This is a genomic window from Nitratireductor thuwali (genome assembly GCF_036621415.1).
Taxonomy (GTDB): domain Bacteria; phylum Pseudomonadota; class Alphaproteobacteria; order Rhizobiales; family Rhizobiaceae; genus Chelativorans; species Chelativorans thuwali.
Genome location: NZ_CP030941.1, coordinates 501,230 through 519,099 on the forward strand (window position 1 = coordinate 501,230; position 17,870 = coordinate 519,099).

Annotated in this window: 15 protein-coding genes and 1 pseudogene; 6 read left to right on the top strand and 10 right to left on the bottom strand. The window is 64.3% G+C overall.

Going from position 1 to position 17,870, the window contains the following annotated elements; all coding sequences use genetic code 11:
* Positions 1-9 precede the first annotated feature (9 nt).
* From NTH_RS02410 to NTH_RS02440, 7 genes are all read right to left on the bottom strand, one after another.
* Positions 10-1,446, bottom strand: a complete 1,437-nt coding sequence (locus NTH_RS02410; protein WP_338531784.1) for an aspartate aminotransferase family protein — start codon at positions 1,444-1,446, stop codon at positions 10-12.
* 48 nt (positions 1,447-1,494) lie between these two features.
* Positions 1,495-2,502: an NAD-dependent epimerase/dehydratase family protein gene (locus NTH_RS02415; RefSeq protein WP_338528506.1), complete on the bottom strand. Its 1,008-nt coding sequence runs from the start codon at positions 2,500-2,502 to the stop codon at positions 1,495-1,497.
* Positions 2,499-2,930, bottom strand: a complete 432-nt coding sequence (locus tag NTH_RS02420; RefSeq protein WP_338528507.1) for a transporter — start codon at positions 2,928-2,930, stop codon at positions 2,499-2,501. Before NTH_RS02420 ends, NTH_RS02415 begins: the two co-directional genes overlap by 4 nt.
* Positions 2,931-3,047: 117 nt before the next feature.
* Positions 3,048-4,394, bottom strand: coding sequence for an FAD-binding oxidoreductase (locus tag NTH_RS02425; protein ID WP_338528508.1), 1,347 nt, complete (start codon positions 4,392-4,394; stop codon positions 3,048-3,050).
* 2 nt (positions 4,395-4,396) lie between these two features.
* The gene (locus NTH_RS02430) at positions 4,397-5,830 is read right to left on the bottom strand and encodes a UbiA family prenyltransferase (protein WP_338528509.1); all 1,434 of its coding nucleotides are present in this window, start codon (positions 5,828-5,830) and stop codon (positions 4,397-4,399) included.
* A gap of 214 nt (positions 5,831-6,044) precedes the next feature.
* On the bottom strand, positions 6,045-6,308 hold the full coding sequence (locus tag NTH_RS02435) for a hypothetical protein (protein WP_338528510.1): 264 nt from the start codon (positions 6,306-6,308) through the stop codon (positions 6,045-6,047).
* 122 nt (positions 6,309-6,430) lie between these two features.
* A complete protein-coding gene (locus NTH_RS02440) occupies positions 6,431-8,866 on the bottom strand; it encodes a mechanosensitive ion channel family protein (protein ID WP_338528511.1) in 2,436 nt (811 codons plus the stop codon).
* 186 nt (positions 8,867-9,052) lie between these two features.
* Here NTH_RS02440 and NTH_RS02445 point away from each other — a divergent pair, with 186 nt between their 5' ends.
* From NTH_RS02445 to NTH_RS02465, 5 genes and pseudogenes are all read left to right on the top strand, one after another.
* On the top strand, positions 9,053-10,312 hold the full coding sequence (locus NTH_RS02445) for a sarcosine oxidase subunit beta family protein (RefSeq protein ID WP_338528512.1): 1,260 nt from the start codon (positions 9,053-9,055) through the stop codon (positions 10,310-10,312).
* A 10-nt stretch (positions 10,313-10,322) separates the two neighbouring features.
* On the top strand, positions 10,323-10,595 hold the full coding sequence (locus tag NTH_RS02450) for a sarcosine oxidase subunit delta (RefSeq protein ID WP_338528513.1): 273 nt from the start codon (positions 10,323-10,325) through the stop codon (positions 10,593-10,595).
* A pseudogene (locus NTH_RS02455) lies at positions 10,592-13,581 on the top strand (sarcosine oxidase subunit alpha family protein). Before NTH_RS02450 ends, NTH_RS02455 begins: the two are co-directional and overlap by 4 nt.
* Complete coding sequence (locus NTH_RS02460; RefSeq protein ID WP_338528514.1) at positions 13,574-14,164, top strand: sarcosine oxidase subunit gamma; 591 nt, start codon at positions 13,574-13,576, stop codon at positions 14,162-14,164. Before NTH_RS02455 ends, NTH_RS02460 begins: the two are co-directional and overlap by 8 nt.
* A 9-nt stretch (positions 14,165-14,173) precedes the next feature.
* Positions 14,174-14,638, top strand: coding sequence for a thiol-disulfide oxidoreductase DCC family protein (locus tag NTH_RS02465; RefSeq protein ID WP_338528515.1), 465 nt, complete (start codon positions 14,174-14,176; stop codon positions 14,636-14,638).
* A gap of 99 nt (positions 14,639-14,737) precedes the next feature.
* Here NTH_RS02465 and NTH_RS02470 read toward each other — a convergent pair whose 3' ends face one another.
* The gene (locus NTH_RS02470) at positions 14,738-15,349 is read right to left on the bottom strand and encodes an EF-hand domain-containing protein (protein WP_338528516.1); all 612 of its coding nucleotides are present in this window, start codon (positions 15,347-15,349) and stop codon (positions 14,738-14,740) included.
* 124 nt (positions 15,350-15,473) lie between these two features.
* The gene (locus tag NTH_RS02475) at positions 15,474-16,163 is read right to left on the bottom strand and encodes a nitroreductase (protein WP_422392339.1); all 690 of its coding nucleotides are present in this window, start codon (positions 16,161-16,163) and stop codon (positions 15,474-15,476) included.
* A 112-nt stretch (positions 16,164-16,275) separates the two neighbouring features.
* Between NTH_RS02475 and NTH_RS02480 the strand changes: the two genes are divergently transcribed.
* Entirely contained in the window at positions 16,276-17,472 is a 1,197-nt protein-coding gene (locus NTH_RS02480) for a pyridoxal phosphate-dependent aminotransferase (protein WP_338528518.1), read from the top strand.
* On the opposite strand, the gene NTH_RS02485 is transcribed toward NTH_RS02480, so the two are convergent.
* Positions 17,456-17,794 (bottom strand): hypothetical protein, encoded by a 339-nt coding sequence (locus NTH_RS02485; RefSeq protein WP_338528519.1) that lies wholly within the window; start codon positions 17,792-17,794, stop codon positions 17,456-17,458. The two genes, NTH_RS02480 and NTH_RS02485, sit on opposite strands and share 17 nt — an antisense overlap.
* Positions 17,795-17,870: the final 76 nt, after the last annotated feature.

Genomic DNA, 17,870 nt, shown 5'->3' on the forward strand with positions numbered 1-17,870 from the left:
CGACTGCGTTCAGCCCATCTGGCTCTTCACGAAATCCTTGACGATCGAGACCACGCCCCGGCCCAGAAGCTGGTCCAGTGCATCGACGAAGGTGTCGACGTGGCTCCGCTCGACGATGAGCGGCGGCTCGAGCCGTATGACGTTGCGATTATACTCGGTGAAGGCGACCAGCACATCATGATCGCGCAGAAGCAGCGCACCGATGAAGCCGGACAGCGATCCCTTCAGCTTGTCGTCGAGCATGCCGACCATCGGCCGCATCACCGCCGGCAGCGTCTGTGAAAAGTCCTGAAACTCCAGTCCGACCATGCAGCCCTTCCCGCGCACGTCCTTGATGATCCGCGGATATTTTTCCTTGAGGCCGTTGAGGCGCTCGATGAGGTAGCCGCCGACGGCTTCCGCGTTCTCCATCAAGCCTTCATCGTAAAGGACGTTGAGCCCCTCGATCGAAGTGGCGCAGGCTTCGCCGATGCCGCCGAACGTCGCCATGGCATGGATCATCGCGGTTTTCGGCGTGCCGTAGGCCTTCATGTAGACGTCGCGCTTGGCTATCATTGCGCCCACCGCCGCCTTGCCCGCACCGAGTGACTTGGCGAGCGCGGTGATGTCCGGCACCACGTCATAGTGTTCGAAGGCATAGAAGCGCCCTGTCCGGCCGAAGCCGCACTGCACCTCGTCGGCCACCCATATCACGCCATGCCGGTCGCAAAGCTGGCGCAGTTTCTGCCAGTATTCCGCTTCGGCCTGAATGATGCCGCCGCCGCCCTGAACCGTCTCCAGGACGATGGCGCCAATCTCGGGGTCGGACTTGAAGGCATTCTCCACGGCATCGATGTCGCCGAAAGGCACCCGCACCGTATTGTCGGTCAGGCGGAACTCGCCGCGATAGAGCTGCCCGTCGGTCAGCGTCAGAACGCCCTTCGTCTTGCCGTGGAAGGAGTTCTCGGCATAGACGATCTTCGGCCGCTTCGGCCCCGCCGCGCGCTCGGCCAGCTTCACCGCCGCTTCCATTGCCTCGGAGCCGGATGAGCCCAGAAACACCATGTCGAGGTCGCCCGGCGAGCAGGCGGCGAGGTTCGCAGCCAGCGCCGTCGCATATTGCGACATGAAGGCGATGGCGATCTCATGACGCTTTTCTTCCTGGAACTTCCGTCGCGCCTCCAGGATGCGCGGGTGGTTGTGGCCGAAGGCCAGCGAGCCGAAGCCGCCGAAGAAATCGAGAATTTTCCGGCCGTTCTGGTCGATGTAGTACATGCCCTCCGCGCTCTCGACCTTCACCTTGTGGAAGCCGAGAAGCTTCATGAAGTGGAACTGGCCGGGATTGAGGTGAGCCTTGAAGAGCTCGGTCATCCGCTCGGTGGGAAGCGCCTTGGCATCCTCGACGGAGTAAAGGTCCGGCTTGGTGATCGTGCGCGGCGCCAGTTCCGGTGCATTCATGACGGGCATGGCTCCCTCGGCCTCGGTCTTCGTAAGTACGGTCATTTCGGCAAACTCCTATTCGGCCGGCACATGATGCGCGCCGACATTGTCGCCGGCTTTCTTGGCCCGATATTCGTCGTAGGCGGCGATCAGCATGTCCTCGTCGCGGTATTGCGGCACCCACCCCAGCTCTCGCCCGCCCTTGGAGACGTCGAGAACGCACATCTCGTCGGCGATCAGGTACTGCTCGGGGTCCATCAGCGGCATGTTCAGGAGATCGAGCAGATCGAGCGTGCGCTTGACCGCCCAGCCCGGCGTCGGAACGAGCAGTGATCTGGAACCGGCATGCTTCACCAGATTGCCCAGAAGCGTGCGCACCGGAGGCGGATTGAGCGAACCCAGATTATATGCCTCGTTGGGCACGCCAGCCTTCCACGCGAGCCGCGCTGCCTGCGCGCAGTCGAACACGGAAATGAACTGGTAGGGGTTCTTGCCCGAACCGATCATGGGCACCGGCAGGTTCATGTCGACCAGCTTGAAAAGCTTTTCGAGGATGCCGAGCCGCCCCGGGCCGATGATGAGGCGCGGGCGGAACAGCGAGATGTTCATGCCGCGCTTGCGCCACTCGGCGGCAAGCATCTCCGTGTCGAGCTTCGACTGGCCATATTCGCCCAACGGCGAGACTGGGTGGTCCTCCGTCATCGGATAGGTGACCGTATGGCCGTAGATCATGTCGGTGGTGAAATGGACGAGATTCTTCGCGCCCGCCTTGTCCATGGCCCCGATGATGTTCACCGTGCCGTGGTAGTTCACGGGATAGAAGAAGTCGTGGCGTTTGGCCCGCACCTGGATCGGCGACAGCATCTTGGCCGACAAATTGTAGACCATGTCGTCCGGCGCGATTGCGACCGCCGCAACCGCGGCAGGATCGGTCACGTCGCACTGCACGAATTTCGCCTTGCCATAGTGTGGCAGGTCGCTCTTCACGATATCGGCGACGACGACCGTCTCGCCGTCGGCCAAAAGCTTGGGTGCAAGATGACGGCCGACAAAGCCGTCACCGCCGAAGATGATGTGTTTCATTGGACGACAGACCCTTTGGACTGAGATGAACCCTGCGCGACCTCGGTCTCCGGCGTATCGCGGCCGCTCTGGGCGATCAGCACCGTGCCGAGACAGATCAGCGCGATGCCGGCAATGCGGTAGGCGTTGAGATCCTCGCGGAAGATGAAGTAGGCAAACACCGCCACCGCGACATAAGCGAGGCTGAGGAAGGGATAGGCGAAGGACAGCTCGACCTTCGAGAGGACGTAGAGATGCGAGGCCATCGACACCACGAACACCGTCAGACCCGCGAAAATCCACGGGCTGAACACGATCTGCAGGATCTTGAACAGCGGATTGACGCCGGCGAAGGTGAGCGGGCCCAATGTCATCATGCCATGCTTCAGCATGAGTTGCGCCGCGGCGTTGGTCATCACCGTGAACAGGATGAATGGAATGTACTTCATTTCGGATTGCCCCGCTTGTCCCGCTGTCCTGCATAGACGGCGGAAGAAAAAATCGCGTGAAGCGGTCCGCTCGAATGCCGCCTCCTGCAGTTACCTTCCGGAAAGAACTTCACGGCCCTACTCCGCCGCCGGCTGAAGGTAGGCTGGACCCAGCCGCACCGCCGTCCTGCGCCAGAAGTCCGACATGAAGGCGGGATCGCGGAAGCGCTCGAGTTCCTCCCAGCCGGGAAACGATGCCGCGAAGACGTCGGCGCCCATGCGCGCATCCTTGTACGGATTGACCGCTCCGCCCGCGTCCACCGTGATGGCATCCAGCCTTGCCAGAAGATCGAGCGTGGCCCTGCCCCGGTTGGGAAGATCGAGCGTCAGCGTGTATCCCGGCCGGGGGAAGGACAGGATTCCCGGCGAAGCCGTCCCGCCGAACCGCTTGAGCACGGTGAGGAACGAGGCCTGCCCCGCATCGCGCGCGGCCTGAAGCATGGCGGGAACGGCTTTGCGGGCCGCCTCCTCCGGCACCACACTCTGGTGCTGATAAAGCCCCCCGGGCCCGTAGAGCCGGTTCCACCCACGCACGCCGTCGAGCGGAAAGAAATAGCCGCGATAGGGGGCGCGATTGACCCCCGTCCTGCGGCCCTTGGCCCAGCGATAGGCGGCGTTGAACAGCCTTATCGAGGCGCTGTTGAGCATGTTGAACGGCGGCTGGAAGGGAACGCCCAGCCTTGGCTTGCGCGCCGGCGAAAAGCTCCCGCCATGGCGGGCATGGTTGGCCGTCATCAGCAGCCCTCTGCCCGCCTTGCGCCCGCCGGCAAGCTGGTCGATCCAGGCTACCGCATATTCGTTTTCGGCGTCGGCCTCGACGGCGCGGTCGAAATATTCGTCGAGCGTGGCAAACGGCGTGATGTGCTCGTCGACATCGGCGCTGCCAACCTTCAAGAGCCGGATGCTGGCCCCCAGGATCAGGCCCGTCAGGCCCATTCCGCCGATGGTCGCGCGGAAATAGTCCTCGTTCTTGCGCGGCCCGCATTCCAGGATCGTTCCGTCGGAACGCATCAGCGTGAACGAATGCACATGGCAGCCGAAGGTGCCGCGGCGATGGTGGTTCTTGCCGTGAATGTCGTTGGCGATGGCACCGCCGAGCGTGACGAGCTGCGTTCCTGGCACGACGGCGGGGAAGAAGCCGCTTGGCGCGGCAAGGGCGATGATGTCGCGCAGCAGAACGCCGGCCTCCGCCTGCAACAGGCCGGAGCCGGCATCGAAGGAAAGGATGCGGGCCCGTCCGCGCATATCCGCGAGCCTGCCGCGGGAGTTCTGGCAGCTGTCGCCATAGGAGCGGCCATTGCCGTAGGCGAGCAGACCGCCGGCCGCCGGTGTGCCGCTTTGGAGAAGCTCTATCGCCGCGTCCGCCGTAATTGCATTGCGGCCCGCAGGCGTCGCCATGCCGAAACTGGGATAGCTGTCTCGCATCGTCAAAGGCCCGCGGCGAAAAGCAGGAGCGCGCCCAGGCCCGCCACGGCCTGGCTGCGCCAGTCGCGGATGATGAAGACGATCGGATCGTCATGCATCTCGTCGCGCCGCGCCAATATCCAGATGCGCATGGTGATGTAGAGCACGATCGGACCCAGCGGCCAGATGAGCCAGGGATGAGTGTAGAGCGCGTCGATCGTGTCGCTCTGGATATAGAGCGCCAGCACCAGCGCCGAGGAAAAGGCGGACGCCATGCCGGCCTGAGCGATGATCTCCTGATCCTCGAGCCGGTAGCCGCGCCCTGCCAGGCGCTCGCCGACGGGCACCTCGGTCGAACGCAGCTCCACATAGCGTTTGACCAGCGCCAGCGAGAGGAAGAAGAACACCGAGAACGCCAGCAGCCAGAACGATACTTCTATGCCCGTCGCCGCGCAGCCGGCCAGGATACGCAGGGTGTAGAGGCCCGCCAGCATGAGCACGTCCACCAGAAGCATGCGCTTGACCGCTATCGAATAGGCGGTCGTCGTGACGAGATAGAGCGCCAGCACGGCGGCAAAAACAGGGGGCAGGAAAGCCGCTGTGCCTGCAGCCACGAGCAGCAGCACCGCCATGGCGCCCAGCCCGAACGGGATCGACAGGACGCCGCTGGCCAAAGGCCGGTTGCGCTTGGTGGCATGGCGCCTGTCGAGCGCCAGATCGAAGAAGTCGTTCAGGATGTAGATGGCCGACGCCGCGGCGCTGAAGGCGATGAAGGCAAGCGTCGCGTCCAGCAAGACCGGTGGGTTGCCATATTGATGCGCCAGTACGAGCGGCACGAAGATCAGCGCGTTCTTGAGCCACTGATGCACGCGAAGCATCTTCGCGATCGTGCGCATCGACACCTTCGGCGCCGCGATCAGCTCGCCGCCATGGGCCGCCTGCCACACGGAGGCTGCCCGGTCCGGCGCCACGACCACCGCCTGGCGGGCCGCCTCGAACACCTTCAGATCCGCCTTGCTGTTGCCGGCATAGTCGAACCCGCCATCGCCGAAGGCCGCAACCAGCGCATCGCGTTTGGTGACGGATGCCATGTTGCAATGGGGGTCGGTGCACAGCACCTGGTCGAAAACGCCCAGATGAGCGGCCACCTTCTCGGCGAGCAGGCGCGGCGAAGCGGTGGCCAGCACGATATATCGCCCCGCTGCCTTTTCTTCCTGCAGCTTTGCCAGCAATTCCGCGCGATAGGGCAGTGCGGCAGGATCGAAATCGATGCGCTCGGCGATGCGGCATTTGAGATGCGCCCGCCCCTTCATCAGCCACAATGGCAGAAGAAACAGGCACAGCGGCCGCTTGCGGATCAGCAGAAACAGACTTTCCCAAAGAAGATCGGCCGCGATCAGCGTGCCGTCGAGATCGACGGCAAGCGGTACCGCAATGCGCTCGGATCGCGCGTCCATGGTGAAGCCCCCGTTTCAGCCATTCGTCACGGGAAATATCCCGCCCGGCGGCAATCTTTAGCTTTCAACGGCTTCCGAACTCTAAATCCTCGCGCCAATACCGGCCGGCGCACGTGGCATTTCTAGCGACAGCGTTAACAACTGGAGAATCAACAAAATAAAAAGCCGGGCAAAACTGCCCGGCTCCGGTGAATGCTTGAAATGACTTCCGGTTCTAGCGGATCCGGCCGCGGCCGCCGGTGATCTCTATGGTCTCGGTCCCGGTCAGGACCTCACGGTCGCCATTCGGCATGGTGACGAAGCAGCCGGCCGGGCAGAACTCGATGGTTTCGCCGGGGCCGATCGTAATATCGGCCTGGCTGCCGCCTTCGGTCACGGTGATCGTGCGGGGATCGCCGTCCCGGTTGACGGCGCTGGCGGCCAAAGCAGCCGCGGCGCTGGCCAGAACGGCCGCGAATGCAAGAAGAGTCCGCTTCATGTTGTTCCCTCGGTGTCTCCACCGCCTCTGTCGTTCCGCCACGTCACGATGCGCGACGGATACCTCTGTCATTCACGACCCTTATAGGCATAGCCATGTGAACGGCAACTGAACGGTGCGCTTCACTCGTTTTGCGCCTGCGCTTCCTCGTTTTCGATCTCTTTGCCGTCCGATCCGGACGCCCCGGCTCCAGACGGGACCGGGCCGGAGCGGACATGGATATCGCGCTGCGGGAAGGGAATCTCGATGCCTTCCCTTTCGAAGGCCTCGACGATGGCAAAGCGGATTTCGTTCTGCACTTCGAGCTGCGCCAGGATGTCAGCGAGGTAGACGCGGATCTCGAAATCCAGCGAAGAATCGCCGAACCCGGCAAACAACACGAAGGGCTCGGGGTTTTTGAGGACGAGCCGATTGTTCTGGGCGATCTCCAGGAGGATCGCATGCACCTTCTTCACATCGGTCCCGTAGGCCACGCCGACAGGTATCTCCACGCGGCCAAGGCTGTTCTTGTGGGTCCAGTTGCCCACCGCCGCGTTGATGAGCTCCGAGTTCGGCAGGATCACCGTCTGGCGCTGGAAGGTCTCGATCTCCGTCGCCCGCACGGAAATCTTCTTGACCGTTCCCGACACCGTGCCCGCCACGATCCAGTCGCCCGCCTTGAACGGCCGCTCGACCAGCAGGATAAGGCCGGAAACGAAATTCTCCAGGATGTTGCGCAGGCCGAAGCCGATGCCCACGGACAGCGCGCTGGCCACCAGCGCCAGGCTCGACAGGTCGATGCCCGCCGTGGCAACGCCGAACAGGGCCGCAACCACCACGCCGGCATAGCCCACCGCGGTGCGCACCGAATTGCGCACGCCCGTGTCGAGCCGGCTGCGCGCCATCACCCGACCGTCAAGCCAGCCCTGGAACCAGCGCGCGACGAAATAGCCGACGATGAACACCAGAAGCCCGGTCAGGATGCCGACGAGGGAAAAGGAGATGTTGCCGATGCTGACCCTGTTTGCGATGCCGTAGGTCCAGGCGGTCAATTCGGCCCAGTGGAAGCCCCACTGAAAAAGGATCAGCGGCGCTCCGACCAGCACCACCGCCACGTTCGTGGCCAGTCCCGCCACCAGCCCGAGCTGATCGAGTGTCGTGCTGTCCAGGCTGAAGCGCCGGGACAACAGCCGCCCCACCGCCGATCCGGCGAAGATCCCGTCGCCTGCCATGGCGCCCCCGGCCAGGAAACCGATATACATGGTCGTCAGGATGGCCCCGGTGACGACGACCTGCTGCGACAGGAACCTCGAAAAGCCGATGTAGCCGAACAGCGCCGCGATGATCGTGGCCGCCGCAAACCCATATATCGCCACCCGAAAAGAGATCGGCCAGGGACGCGGCGGCGCGCCCTCCTTCCCGGCGAACGGCCTTACCGACCCGATCAGGATCAGCAGCACGCCGACGATTATGGTGGCGAGAAAGCTCGTCGCCACCGTCAGCGACAATTGCGAGCCGAACAGCTCGTAGAGCCTGTTCATGAAGAAGTCGAAGGCGGTAACCGCCGCCGTCGCCCCCACCAGCAGGCACAGTTTGCCGGCCGCGCCCGTTTGGACCGGCAAAAGCCGCCAGTTCTCCCGCGTCGGCGCGAGGATGCCGTGGGCGAGCCGATAGACGAAGAAGACCACGACCGCCACGGAAAACAGCGTCCAAAGCAGCTCGGAAATATCGCCGCGAAGGATCCCGAACGTGTCGAGGAAGAAATAGGCCGAACCCAGGAAGATGGCGAAGGCAGCCGAAGGCAGCAGTGTCGACCACAGGGCGAGCGAAAGGCGGCTTAGATAAGTCGGCTCGGCATCATGAAGGTCCGGATCGATCAGATTGCCGAAGAGCCTGCGCCCGGCCAGATGCAGCACCAGGGCTGCCGCCAGCGAGAAGAACACCGCCAGCAGAAAGCCCCGCAGCTTGAACGTGGTCGCAAAGCGCAGCCAGGAGGAGACTGTCGTGTAGACCTTTCCCATATCCGTATGGAATTCGTGGGCGACGTCGCTGCTCAATGCGGCGGTTATGTCGTAGCGCCTGGAAAGCGCGCTGGTGAACAGGTCGCGGCGCATTTGCGCGATCTGCTCTATCGTCCGGTTGATCTGCAGTGAAAGCGCTTCGGCTTCGCCGATCAGCGCGTTGATCTCCGCCTTCTCGTCGAGCAGTCTCTGGCGCTCGCGCTGGACCAGTTCCGGCTCAGCCGGCTCGCCCTCCGCCCGCTCGGGTCCCAGCTGTTCAAGCCTGTCGTTGATCTCTGAAATGCGCGGACGAAACGCGACGCCGCTGGCAAGGAGCTCCCGCACCAGCCTCTCCAGTTCCACGCGAATCTGGACCAGGCCGGTGTCGTCGCTCGCCTTCTCCCGAAGCTGGGCGACAAGCTTCTCGGTCTGCCGGGAGATCTCATCGATCTTCTCGTCCTGGCTGGCGATAAAGCCGTTGCTGACCTCGGACTGAGCCAGGGCCGGCGCACAGAAGATGACGGTCAACAGGAGCAGACAGCCTGAGAATGCTTTGACGAAATCCGACAGGCTGGCCACGCGGGTGTGATTCCCTTCAATTCCGGCACCATTGATAGTCGCCGCGCGAAAACCGGGCAACCACGCCGTTCAGGGCACCGGTTCAGCCGAAAGGTCGGTCAACTGAAAAGGCAGGGCGTATTATTTGCGTCCGCCCGCGCTCGTGCCCTATAGCTTCAGGTCGAATGGGGACGACCGATCAAGACAATGGCTGAATATTCGGCACTTTCTCTCCTGAAAAACGCCTTCTCCGGCAATCGCGGCTGGAAACCGGCCTGGCGCAAGGCAAGCCCGAAGCCGGCCTATGACGTGATCGTCGTGGGCGGCGGCGGACACGGCCTTGCCACGGCCTACTACCTTGCCGCCGAGCACGGCATCCGCAAGGTCGCCGTACTGGAGAAGGGCTGGCTCGGCTCCGGCAATATCGGCCGCAACACCACCATCGTCCGGTCAAACTATCTCCTGCCCGAATCCATCCGCTTCTACGATCATTCGGTGAGGCTGTGGGAAAACCTTTCCCACGAGTTGAACTACAACGTCATGTTCTCCCAGCGCGGCGTGCTCAACCTTGCCCATTCGCCGGCTCAGGCCGACGATTATATCCGCCGTGGCAACGCGATGCGCCACGAGGGCGGCGACGGGGTGTGGTTGTCGCCGGCGCAGATCGCCCGATATGCGCCTGGCGTCGACATCTCGCCGTCGGCACGCTTTCCCGTTGTCGGCGGCCTGCTTCAACCGCGCGCCGGCACGGCCCGGCATGACGCCGTGGCTTGGGGTTATGCGCGCGCTGCCGACCGGCTGGGCGTCGACATCATCGAGAACTGCGAGGTGACCGGGTTCCTGCGCGATGGCGATCAGATCGCCGGTGTCTCCACCTCGCGCGGCGACATACGGGGAAAGAAGGTGGCGGTGGCGGTCGCCGGCAGCACCGGCCGCGTGATGAAGCTCGCCGGCATTGAGAACCTGCCCATCGAAAGCCATGTGCTTCAAGCTTTTGTCTCCGAATCCATCAAGCCGTTTGTCGATTGCGTCGTCACCTTCGGCGCCGGCCACCTCTACATGTCCCAGTCCGACAAGGGCGGTCTCGTCTTCGGCGGCAGCCTCGACCTTTACAACTCCTATGCCCAGCGCGGAAATCTGCCCTTGGTCGAGGAAGTCATGAGCGAAATGACGGCCATGTTCCCCGCTGTCGCAAGGCTGCGCCTGCTGCGTTCGTGGGGCGGCGTCATGGACATGTCGATGGACGGCTCGCCGATCATCACAAAGGGACCGCTGCCGGGCATGTATCTCAATTGCGGCTGGTGCTATGGCGGCTTCAAGGCCACACCGGCCTCAGGCTATTCCTTCGCCTGGACCATTGCCAAGGACGAGCCGCACCCGATCAACGCGCCCTTCACCCTCAGCCGGTTCGAGCGCGGCGTCATCATCGACGAAAAGGGCCAGGGGCCCACGCCGAAGCTGCATTGAGGATCGAAAGATGCTGATTTCCTGCCCCCATTGCGGCCCGCGCGACCTTGCCGAGTTCACCTATCAGGGCGATGCCGCCCGAACCCGGCCGGACCCCGCCTCCACCGACACCGCCGCCTGGCACGCATATGTCTACGAACGGCCCAACCCGGCGGGACTGCATCGCGAGTACTGGCAGCATTCGGGCGGCTGCCGCTCTCATCTGCTGGTTGTCCGCGATACGGTCAGCCACGAGATCGTCTCGGCCGAATTTGCCCGAAAAGCGCGGGAGAAGACCGGATGAGCCCGCGCCGCGCCGCCGCCGGCGGCATTATCGACCGTTCGCGGCCCGTCGGGTTCACCTTCGACGGGGTGAAGATGAGCGGCCATGAAGGCGATACGCTTGCCTCGGCGCTGCTCGCCAACGGGATCCTTCTCGTCGGCCGCTCATTCAAATACCACCGCCCGCGCGGCATTCTCGCGGCAGGAGCGGACGAACCAAACGCCCTGGTGACCGTGCTGCGCGACGGTATTCGCGAGCCCAACATTCCGGCCACGCAGATCGAGCTCCACGAAGGGCTGCGCGTGGAAAGCCAGAACCGCTTTCCCTCGCTCGACTATGATTTCGGCGCACTCGCCCAGCTTGCCGGGCCGCTGCTGTCGGCCGGCTTCTACTACAAAACCTTCATGGGCCCTGTCGCGGGACCGCTGAAGGGCACCCGGCTGTGGATGTTCTGCGAGCGCTTCATTCGCAGGGCCGCAGGTCTCGGCAGAGCCGATCACAAGCCCGACCCCGCCCGCTACGAGCGCATGAATGCCTTCTGCGACGTGCTGGTGGTGGGCGGCGGCGTGGCCGGCCTGACGGCGGCGGAGGCCGCCGCCAAATCCGGCAAGCGCGTCATCCTGGCCGAGCAGGACCCCCCCTCGGCGGCATGGCCCGCTGGTCCGGCGAAGAGATCGGCGGCAGGCCCGCGCGCGAATGGGCGGAGGGGCTTGCCGTCCGCCTCGCCCGCATGGACAACGTGCAGGTGCTGAGCCGCACGACCGTGTGGGGCTGTTATGACGGCAACACCCTTGCCGCCCTCGAGCGCGTCGGCGACCATCTCCCCCGGCGCCCGGCCGACATGCCCCGCCACCGCCACTGGACCATACGCGCGGCAAAGGTGATCCTGGCCACCGGCAGCATCGAGCGCCCCATCGTGTTCCCCGGCAACGACCGGCCCGGCATCATGCTGGCCGGCGCGGCGATGCGCTATGCCGTAGAATACGGCGTGCTGCCCGGCGAGAAGATCGCGATCTTCACCAACAACGACAGCGCCTACCGCGCCGCGCCAGTGCTCAAGGCCGCCGGCGCGTCGATCGCCGCGATAATCGATGTCCGCAAGGAAATTTCCGCCGCCGCGCGGGCGCTGGCCAGCGAGGCCGGAGTGGTGCCGCTGCTCGGCCATGCGGTCGTTGGAACCAGCGGAAAGCGCCTGCAACGGGTGATTCTCCGCCGGTTTGACGCCGAAACTGGGCTGGTTTCGGGTGATTCTCGGCCCATTTCAGCCGATTTTCTGGCCGTTTCGGGCGGCTGGTCGCCCGCGATCCACCTTGCCAGCCAAGCCGGCGGCAAGCCCCGATGGGACGATTTCCTGCAAGCCTTCCTGCCCCCGGAACCCCAACAGGACTGGTCGGGCGCGGGCGCACTGACCGGCGGGACGACGACAGCCGACGCGCTGAGGACCGGCCGCAGTGCCGGGCGCGCCGCCAGCGGGCAAAAGCCTTCACGCGCCAGGCTCCCGCAGACCGAAGATCAGGGCCTCGACCCCTCACCCGCTCCGGTGCTGGAGATCAGGGCTGGCGGCAAGGCCTTTGTCGATTTCCAGCATGATGTGACGGCCGAGGACGTGCGCCTTGCCCACCGCGAGGGCTTCGTCTCGGTCGAGCATCTCAAGCGCTATACGACGCTGGGCATGGCGACCGACCAGGGCAGGACGTCGAACGTGCCGGGCCTGGCCATCCTGGCCGAGGCGCGCGGCATTTCCATTCCCGAGGCCGGGACCACGCGGTTCCGCCCGCCCTACAGCCCCGTCCCCATCGGCGCACTGGCCGCCGAGCGGCACCGCCACTTCAAGCCCGACCGCCTGACGCCGATGCATGATTGGCATCTTGAGCATGGCGCCCGCATGATGGAGGCGGGCCTGTGGCACCGCCCGCAGATCTACGGCCAGGCCGGCGAGACGGTTGAACAGGCCTATGTCCGCGAAGCCAAAGCCGTGCGCGATGCCGTCGGAATCGTCGACGTGTCGACGCTCGGCAAGATCGCGGTCAAGGGCCCTGACGCCGCCGAGTTCCTCGACCGCGTCTACACTAACATGTTCTCGACCCTGAAGGTCGGAAGGGCGCGCTACGGCCTGATGCTGCGCGAGGACGGCATCGTGCTGGACGACGGCACCACCTGGCGGCTCGGCGAGCAGGATTTCCTGATGACGACGACCACCGCCAATGCCGGCAAGGTCATGCAGCATCTGGAATACTATCTTGATGTGGTCTGGCCGGAGCTCAGGGTGCATCTCACCTCGGTGACCGACCAGTGGGCGGGCGCCGCGGTCGCGGGACCTCGGTCGCGCGACGTGCTGGAGGCGTGCGTTTCCGGCACGGGGGTCGATGACGAGACGCTGCCGTTCATGGCGATCGTCCATGGCGAGATCGACGGGGCTCCCGTCATGATCTGCCGCCTCTCCTTCTCCGGCGAGCTTGCCTTTGAGGTCTATTGCGGGGCCGGCCACGGCACCCATGTGTGGGAAGCGCTGATCACGGCCGGCGAGCGCTTCGGCATCGTGCCCTACGGCATGGAGGCGCTTGGCGCGCTGCGGATCGAAAAAGGACATGTGACCGGCACGGAGATCGACGGGCGCACCACTGCCCGCGACCTCTATCTCGACTGGATGCTGTCCAAGAAGAAGCCGTTCATCGGCTCGGCCCTGATGGACCGCGAAGGGCTGATCGATAAAAGCCGCATACGTCTCGTCGGCGTCGTCGCGCTCGACGACCGGCCGCTCGGCGGCGGGGCCCACATCGTCGAGGATTCAACTTCTGAAGGTCTTGGCACAAGCATCGGCCACATAACGGCTTTCTGTTATTCGCCACAGCTCGAACGCTATATCGGCCTGGCCTTGGTCAAGGACGGCAAGGCACGCCACGGCACGCGCGCCCGCATCTCCGACCCGCTGCGCGGCCGTTTCGGCCCGGTCGAGATCGTCAGCCACCACTTCTTCGACCCCGAAGGGAAGCGCATGCATGGTTGAACGCGAATCCCCCCTTGGGCCGGCCTTCGAGCCGGGCGCTTTTCCCAATCATGCCGGCGATACCGGCATCCGCCTGAGCGAAGCGACGCCCGCCCGCATCGTGGAGGCCTGCGCGTGGCCCGGCAAGGAGCAGGCGCTCCGCGATGCCATCGCCAGGGCGACCGGGCTCCGCCTTGAAGGAACGGCGGCCAACAGCGCCGCTTCCAGCAAGGATGCCGCGGCTTTGTGCATCGGACCCGGCCGCTATCTCGTCAGTTCGGCCCGGCAGGGCCTGTTCGAGACGATGCGGGCCGAGATCGACGCTGAAACCGGGACCGTCACGGACCTCTCCCACGGGCGGACATGCATAAGGCTGGAAGGCAGCGCCTGCGAATGGGTGCTGTCGAAGCTCTTTGCCGTGGATTTCCACCTGACCACATTCCCGCCCGGCACCGGCCTGGCGACGGCTCACCACGACATATTCGCCCAGATTCATCGATCCGGCGAAAACCGCTTCGAGATATTCGTCTTTCGCTCCTTCGCGCGCGCCTTTTGGGCTGCCCTGCAGGAGGCGGCGGCTGAAACCGGCTATGAAGTCAGATAGATCAAAGCCATGAATGCGGTTGACGACAAGCTACCCTATTCATACCGAACCGACCCGGATGTACCTCTTTTCGAGGACAGCAGCCCGATTGTTTTCATGGATGGAGAATGCGCGCTCTGTTCCAGGGGCGCGCGGCTTATCGCGCGTTTCGACAAGGCGGGCGAATTCCGGATATGCCCCGTGCAGTCGCCTACGGGAAAAGCGGTGCTGCGGCATTTCGGCCTGAACCCCTCCGAGCCCGACAGCTGGCTCTACCTGGTGGATGGTCGCCCCTTCACGTCCCTCGATGCCATCATGCGCGTAGGCAATCGTATCGGCGGGGCGGGCCGCCTGCTGCAGGTTTTTCGCTTTCTGCCGCGCGGCGCCCAGGACTGGCTCTATGGCAAACTGGCAAGAAGCCGTTATCGGCTTTTTGGCAAAACGGATATGTGCGCCCTGCCCGATCCTGAACTGCGCGCCCGGTTGATGCACTGAGCCCGGTTGATGCACTGAGATAGTCGAATTTGAGGTCCGTCCGCCATGCCGGAGCCCGGCACCAGGCCGGGCTCTCTTTTCATCTCGCCGTCGAAACGGTTACTCGGCCTGCTCACCCGCCGGCTCGCCCATCGCAGCAGGCATCTGCGCGCCAAAGGAGCTGCGCTCAAGCTTGCCGCCATGCCGCAGCCCTTCGTCCCCACCGCGCCAGCCATGGTGGTCGCGGCCGCCGCGCCCCTTGAAGCGCGGGCCCATCATACCGTGCATTTCGGCACGCGCCCGGCGAAGCTCTTCCTGGTCGAGCACACCGTCATCGTTGCGATCCAGCAGCGCGAAACGCTTGGCCTGCCGGCCTTCGATCTCAGCGATGGTCACTTCGCCGTCACCATCGACATCGAGCATCTGCGCGGCGCGGCGCGCCTTGCGCTCATAATCGCGCTGGATGAGGAAGTCGACGATCTCGGCCTCGGTGAGCTTGCCGTCCGCGTCGGCATCGGCGTCCTGCAGCCTTCCCATGCGCATCGAGCCGAACTCGTCCGATGACAGCTTGCCGTCGCCGTCGGCATCGAGATGCCGGAACATGCCCCCCGTGCCCCCGTCGCGCTTCATCGCGGTTTCTGGTTTGCCAGCATCATCGCGGTTCTGCGCCACGGCGGCGGTGCCGGCGGCGAAGGACAGGGCGAGGGCTGCAAGGATCGCTTTGCGCATCATGCGTAATCTCCATGGTTGTCGCCGCGTCGGGCGGCGCCGGGTTACGCATGATGTGTGGCACGTCCAACATTACGGCGTGCTTGCCGGCCGATTACAAATCGGTAAGCCGGCGCCGGGATCGGCTCTACCTGACGAAAGTCACGAACTCGTCGAGCGGCGCGCGTTCGCTGCGCAAATTGTTCTCCGGCTTGGACTTGTCCTCATATCCCAGCGCCATGCCGCAAACGACGATCTCTTCGTCCGGGATATTCAGGAGCGGGCGGATGATGCGGTGATAGGGCGCGAAGGCCGCCTGCGGGCAGGTGTGCAGCCCCCGCGAGCGCGCGGCGATCATGACCGACTGCAAGAACATGCCATGATCGACCCAGGAGCCCTTGTTGAGCCGGCGGTCAATGGTGAAGATCATTCCGACGGGCGCATCGAAGAAGAGGAAATTCCTGTCGTGCTGCGCCCGCATGCGCTCGACCTCGCGCCGCCCGATGCCCAGCAAATTGTAGAGCGCGAAGCCGACCGCGCGCCGCCGCGAGAGATAGGGCTCGAAAAACTTGTCCGGATAATATTTGTAGTCGTCCCATTCGATCTTTTCGGGCCGGATGCCGGATGAAAGAATCGCATCGGAGAGCTTCTGCTTGGCCTCTCCGCTCGTCACATAGACTTTCCACGGCTGCATGTTTGTGCCGGAGGGCGCGCGCGCGGCCAGCGCCAGGATCTCCCGGACGGTTTCCTCCGGCACTGCGTCCGGCAGGAACGCACGGACGGAGCGACGTGTCAGGAGAGCCTCATCGACAGTCCGTGCAACGTCTTCCGTGCGCAAGTTCTGTCTGCTATTCGAAACCAGCATATCCGCCGCGTCTGTTTACTTCTTGAAGCGGGCGTATAGCTGGACCAACAGGGTCGCCGCAACCCGTCAACAGGAAACTGTTATAATGCCCACGCCTTCAAAACGCATCACCGGCATCACGCCTTCGGGAAAAGACGGCTGGGAAGTGCACTTTGCCGCCATGCGCAAGAAGCTGGCGGGCGAGCCGATATTGATGCTGTCGGTTGGCGACCACGACTTCGATACGCCCGCAGGAACCGTCGAAGCCTGCGTGGCAGCCATACGCGGCGGCTACCACCACTATATCCAGCTGCCGGGCCTGCCCCGCCTGCGCGAGGGCATGGCGCGGCTTTCCACCGAATGCACGGGCGTAGACACGACGCCCGATGAAATAATCGTCACCCAGGGCGGCCAGGGCGCGCTGTTCGCCGTCTGCCAGGGCGTGCTTGACCCCGGCGACCACGCCATCATGATCTCGCCCTACTATGCCACCTATCCGGGCACCGTGCGCGCGGCCGGAGCAAGCTTCACCGAGGTCGACGCAAAAGCCGAGAGCGGTTTCGAGCCGGACATCGCCGCCATCGAGGCAGCCGTGCGCCCAGAGACCCGCCTCCTGATGATCAATTCGCCGAACAACCCGACCGGCGCCGTCTATAGCCGCCAAACGCTGGAAGGCATCGCCGAAATCTGCCGCAGGCACGACCTCTGGCTGCTGTCGGACGAGGTCTACTGGACCATCCGCGCCGATGCCGAACATGTCTCGCCGCGGGCGCTCGCGGGGATGAAGGAGCGAACGCTGGTTGTCAATTCACTGTCCAAGAGCCACGGCATGACGGGCTGGCGCGTCGGCTGGCTCACGGGGCCGGCCGAGATGGTGCGGCATCTGATCAACCTGAATCTCGTCTCCAGCTACGGCCTTGCCGACTTCGTCTCCCGCGCGGCGATAGAAGCCGTGGAGAACGGCCATGGCGTGAGGGAGATCGCAGAGCGATACGGTCGCCGGCGCGCAGCATTCCTGGAGTCCATCACCGGCCTCGGCGATCTCAAGATACGCGGCTCGGAAGGCGGCATGTATGTCATGCTCGACATTTCGGCGGTCGACCCCGATTGCGAGGCGTTTGCCTGGCGGCTGCTCGAGGACGAAAAGGTCGCGGTCATGCCGGGCACCAGCTTCGGACCGTCGGCCGCAGGCCACATTCGCGTTTCCATGTGCCAGACGGAAGAGACCTTGCGCGAGGCTGCGCAGCGCCTTCGCCGCTTCGTCGCCCGTGCGGCCGGCGCGCGCCCTACGGCCGTCGCTTGAGCCACCACCAGCGATCGTCGCGGTCGCGATCGATGACGCAGCGATAGCCGACGAAGCACTGCGCGGCGTCGCGTGTCGGCACATAGGCCCTTTCGGCGACCTCGTATACCGGGCAGTGGCGCTCATTGGCCACGAACCGGTCATATGTGACGCGGCCGGTGCTGAGAACGATGGCTCCACTCTGGCGCACCAGAGCGGCTGCCTGTCCGCAGGTCATCGCCCGCGTGTCGGGCCGTGCCTCAGCTGTCTTCACGCCGGACAGGCTCATCAAGACCAGCGCAAGCCCCATGGCGAGCGCCGTCGGCGGGAGCTTCTCGATCATGGAGCCTGCCTCCTTTGTTCACGCATTTCTCGCACGATTGAACGCCTCTTCCTTCACTTTTGCCACCCTATGACCT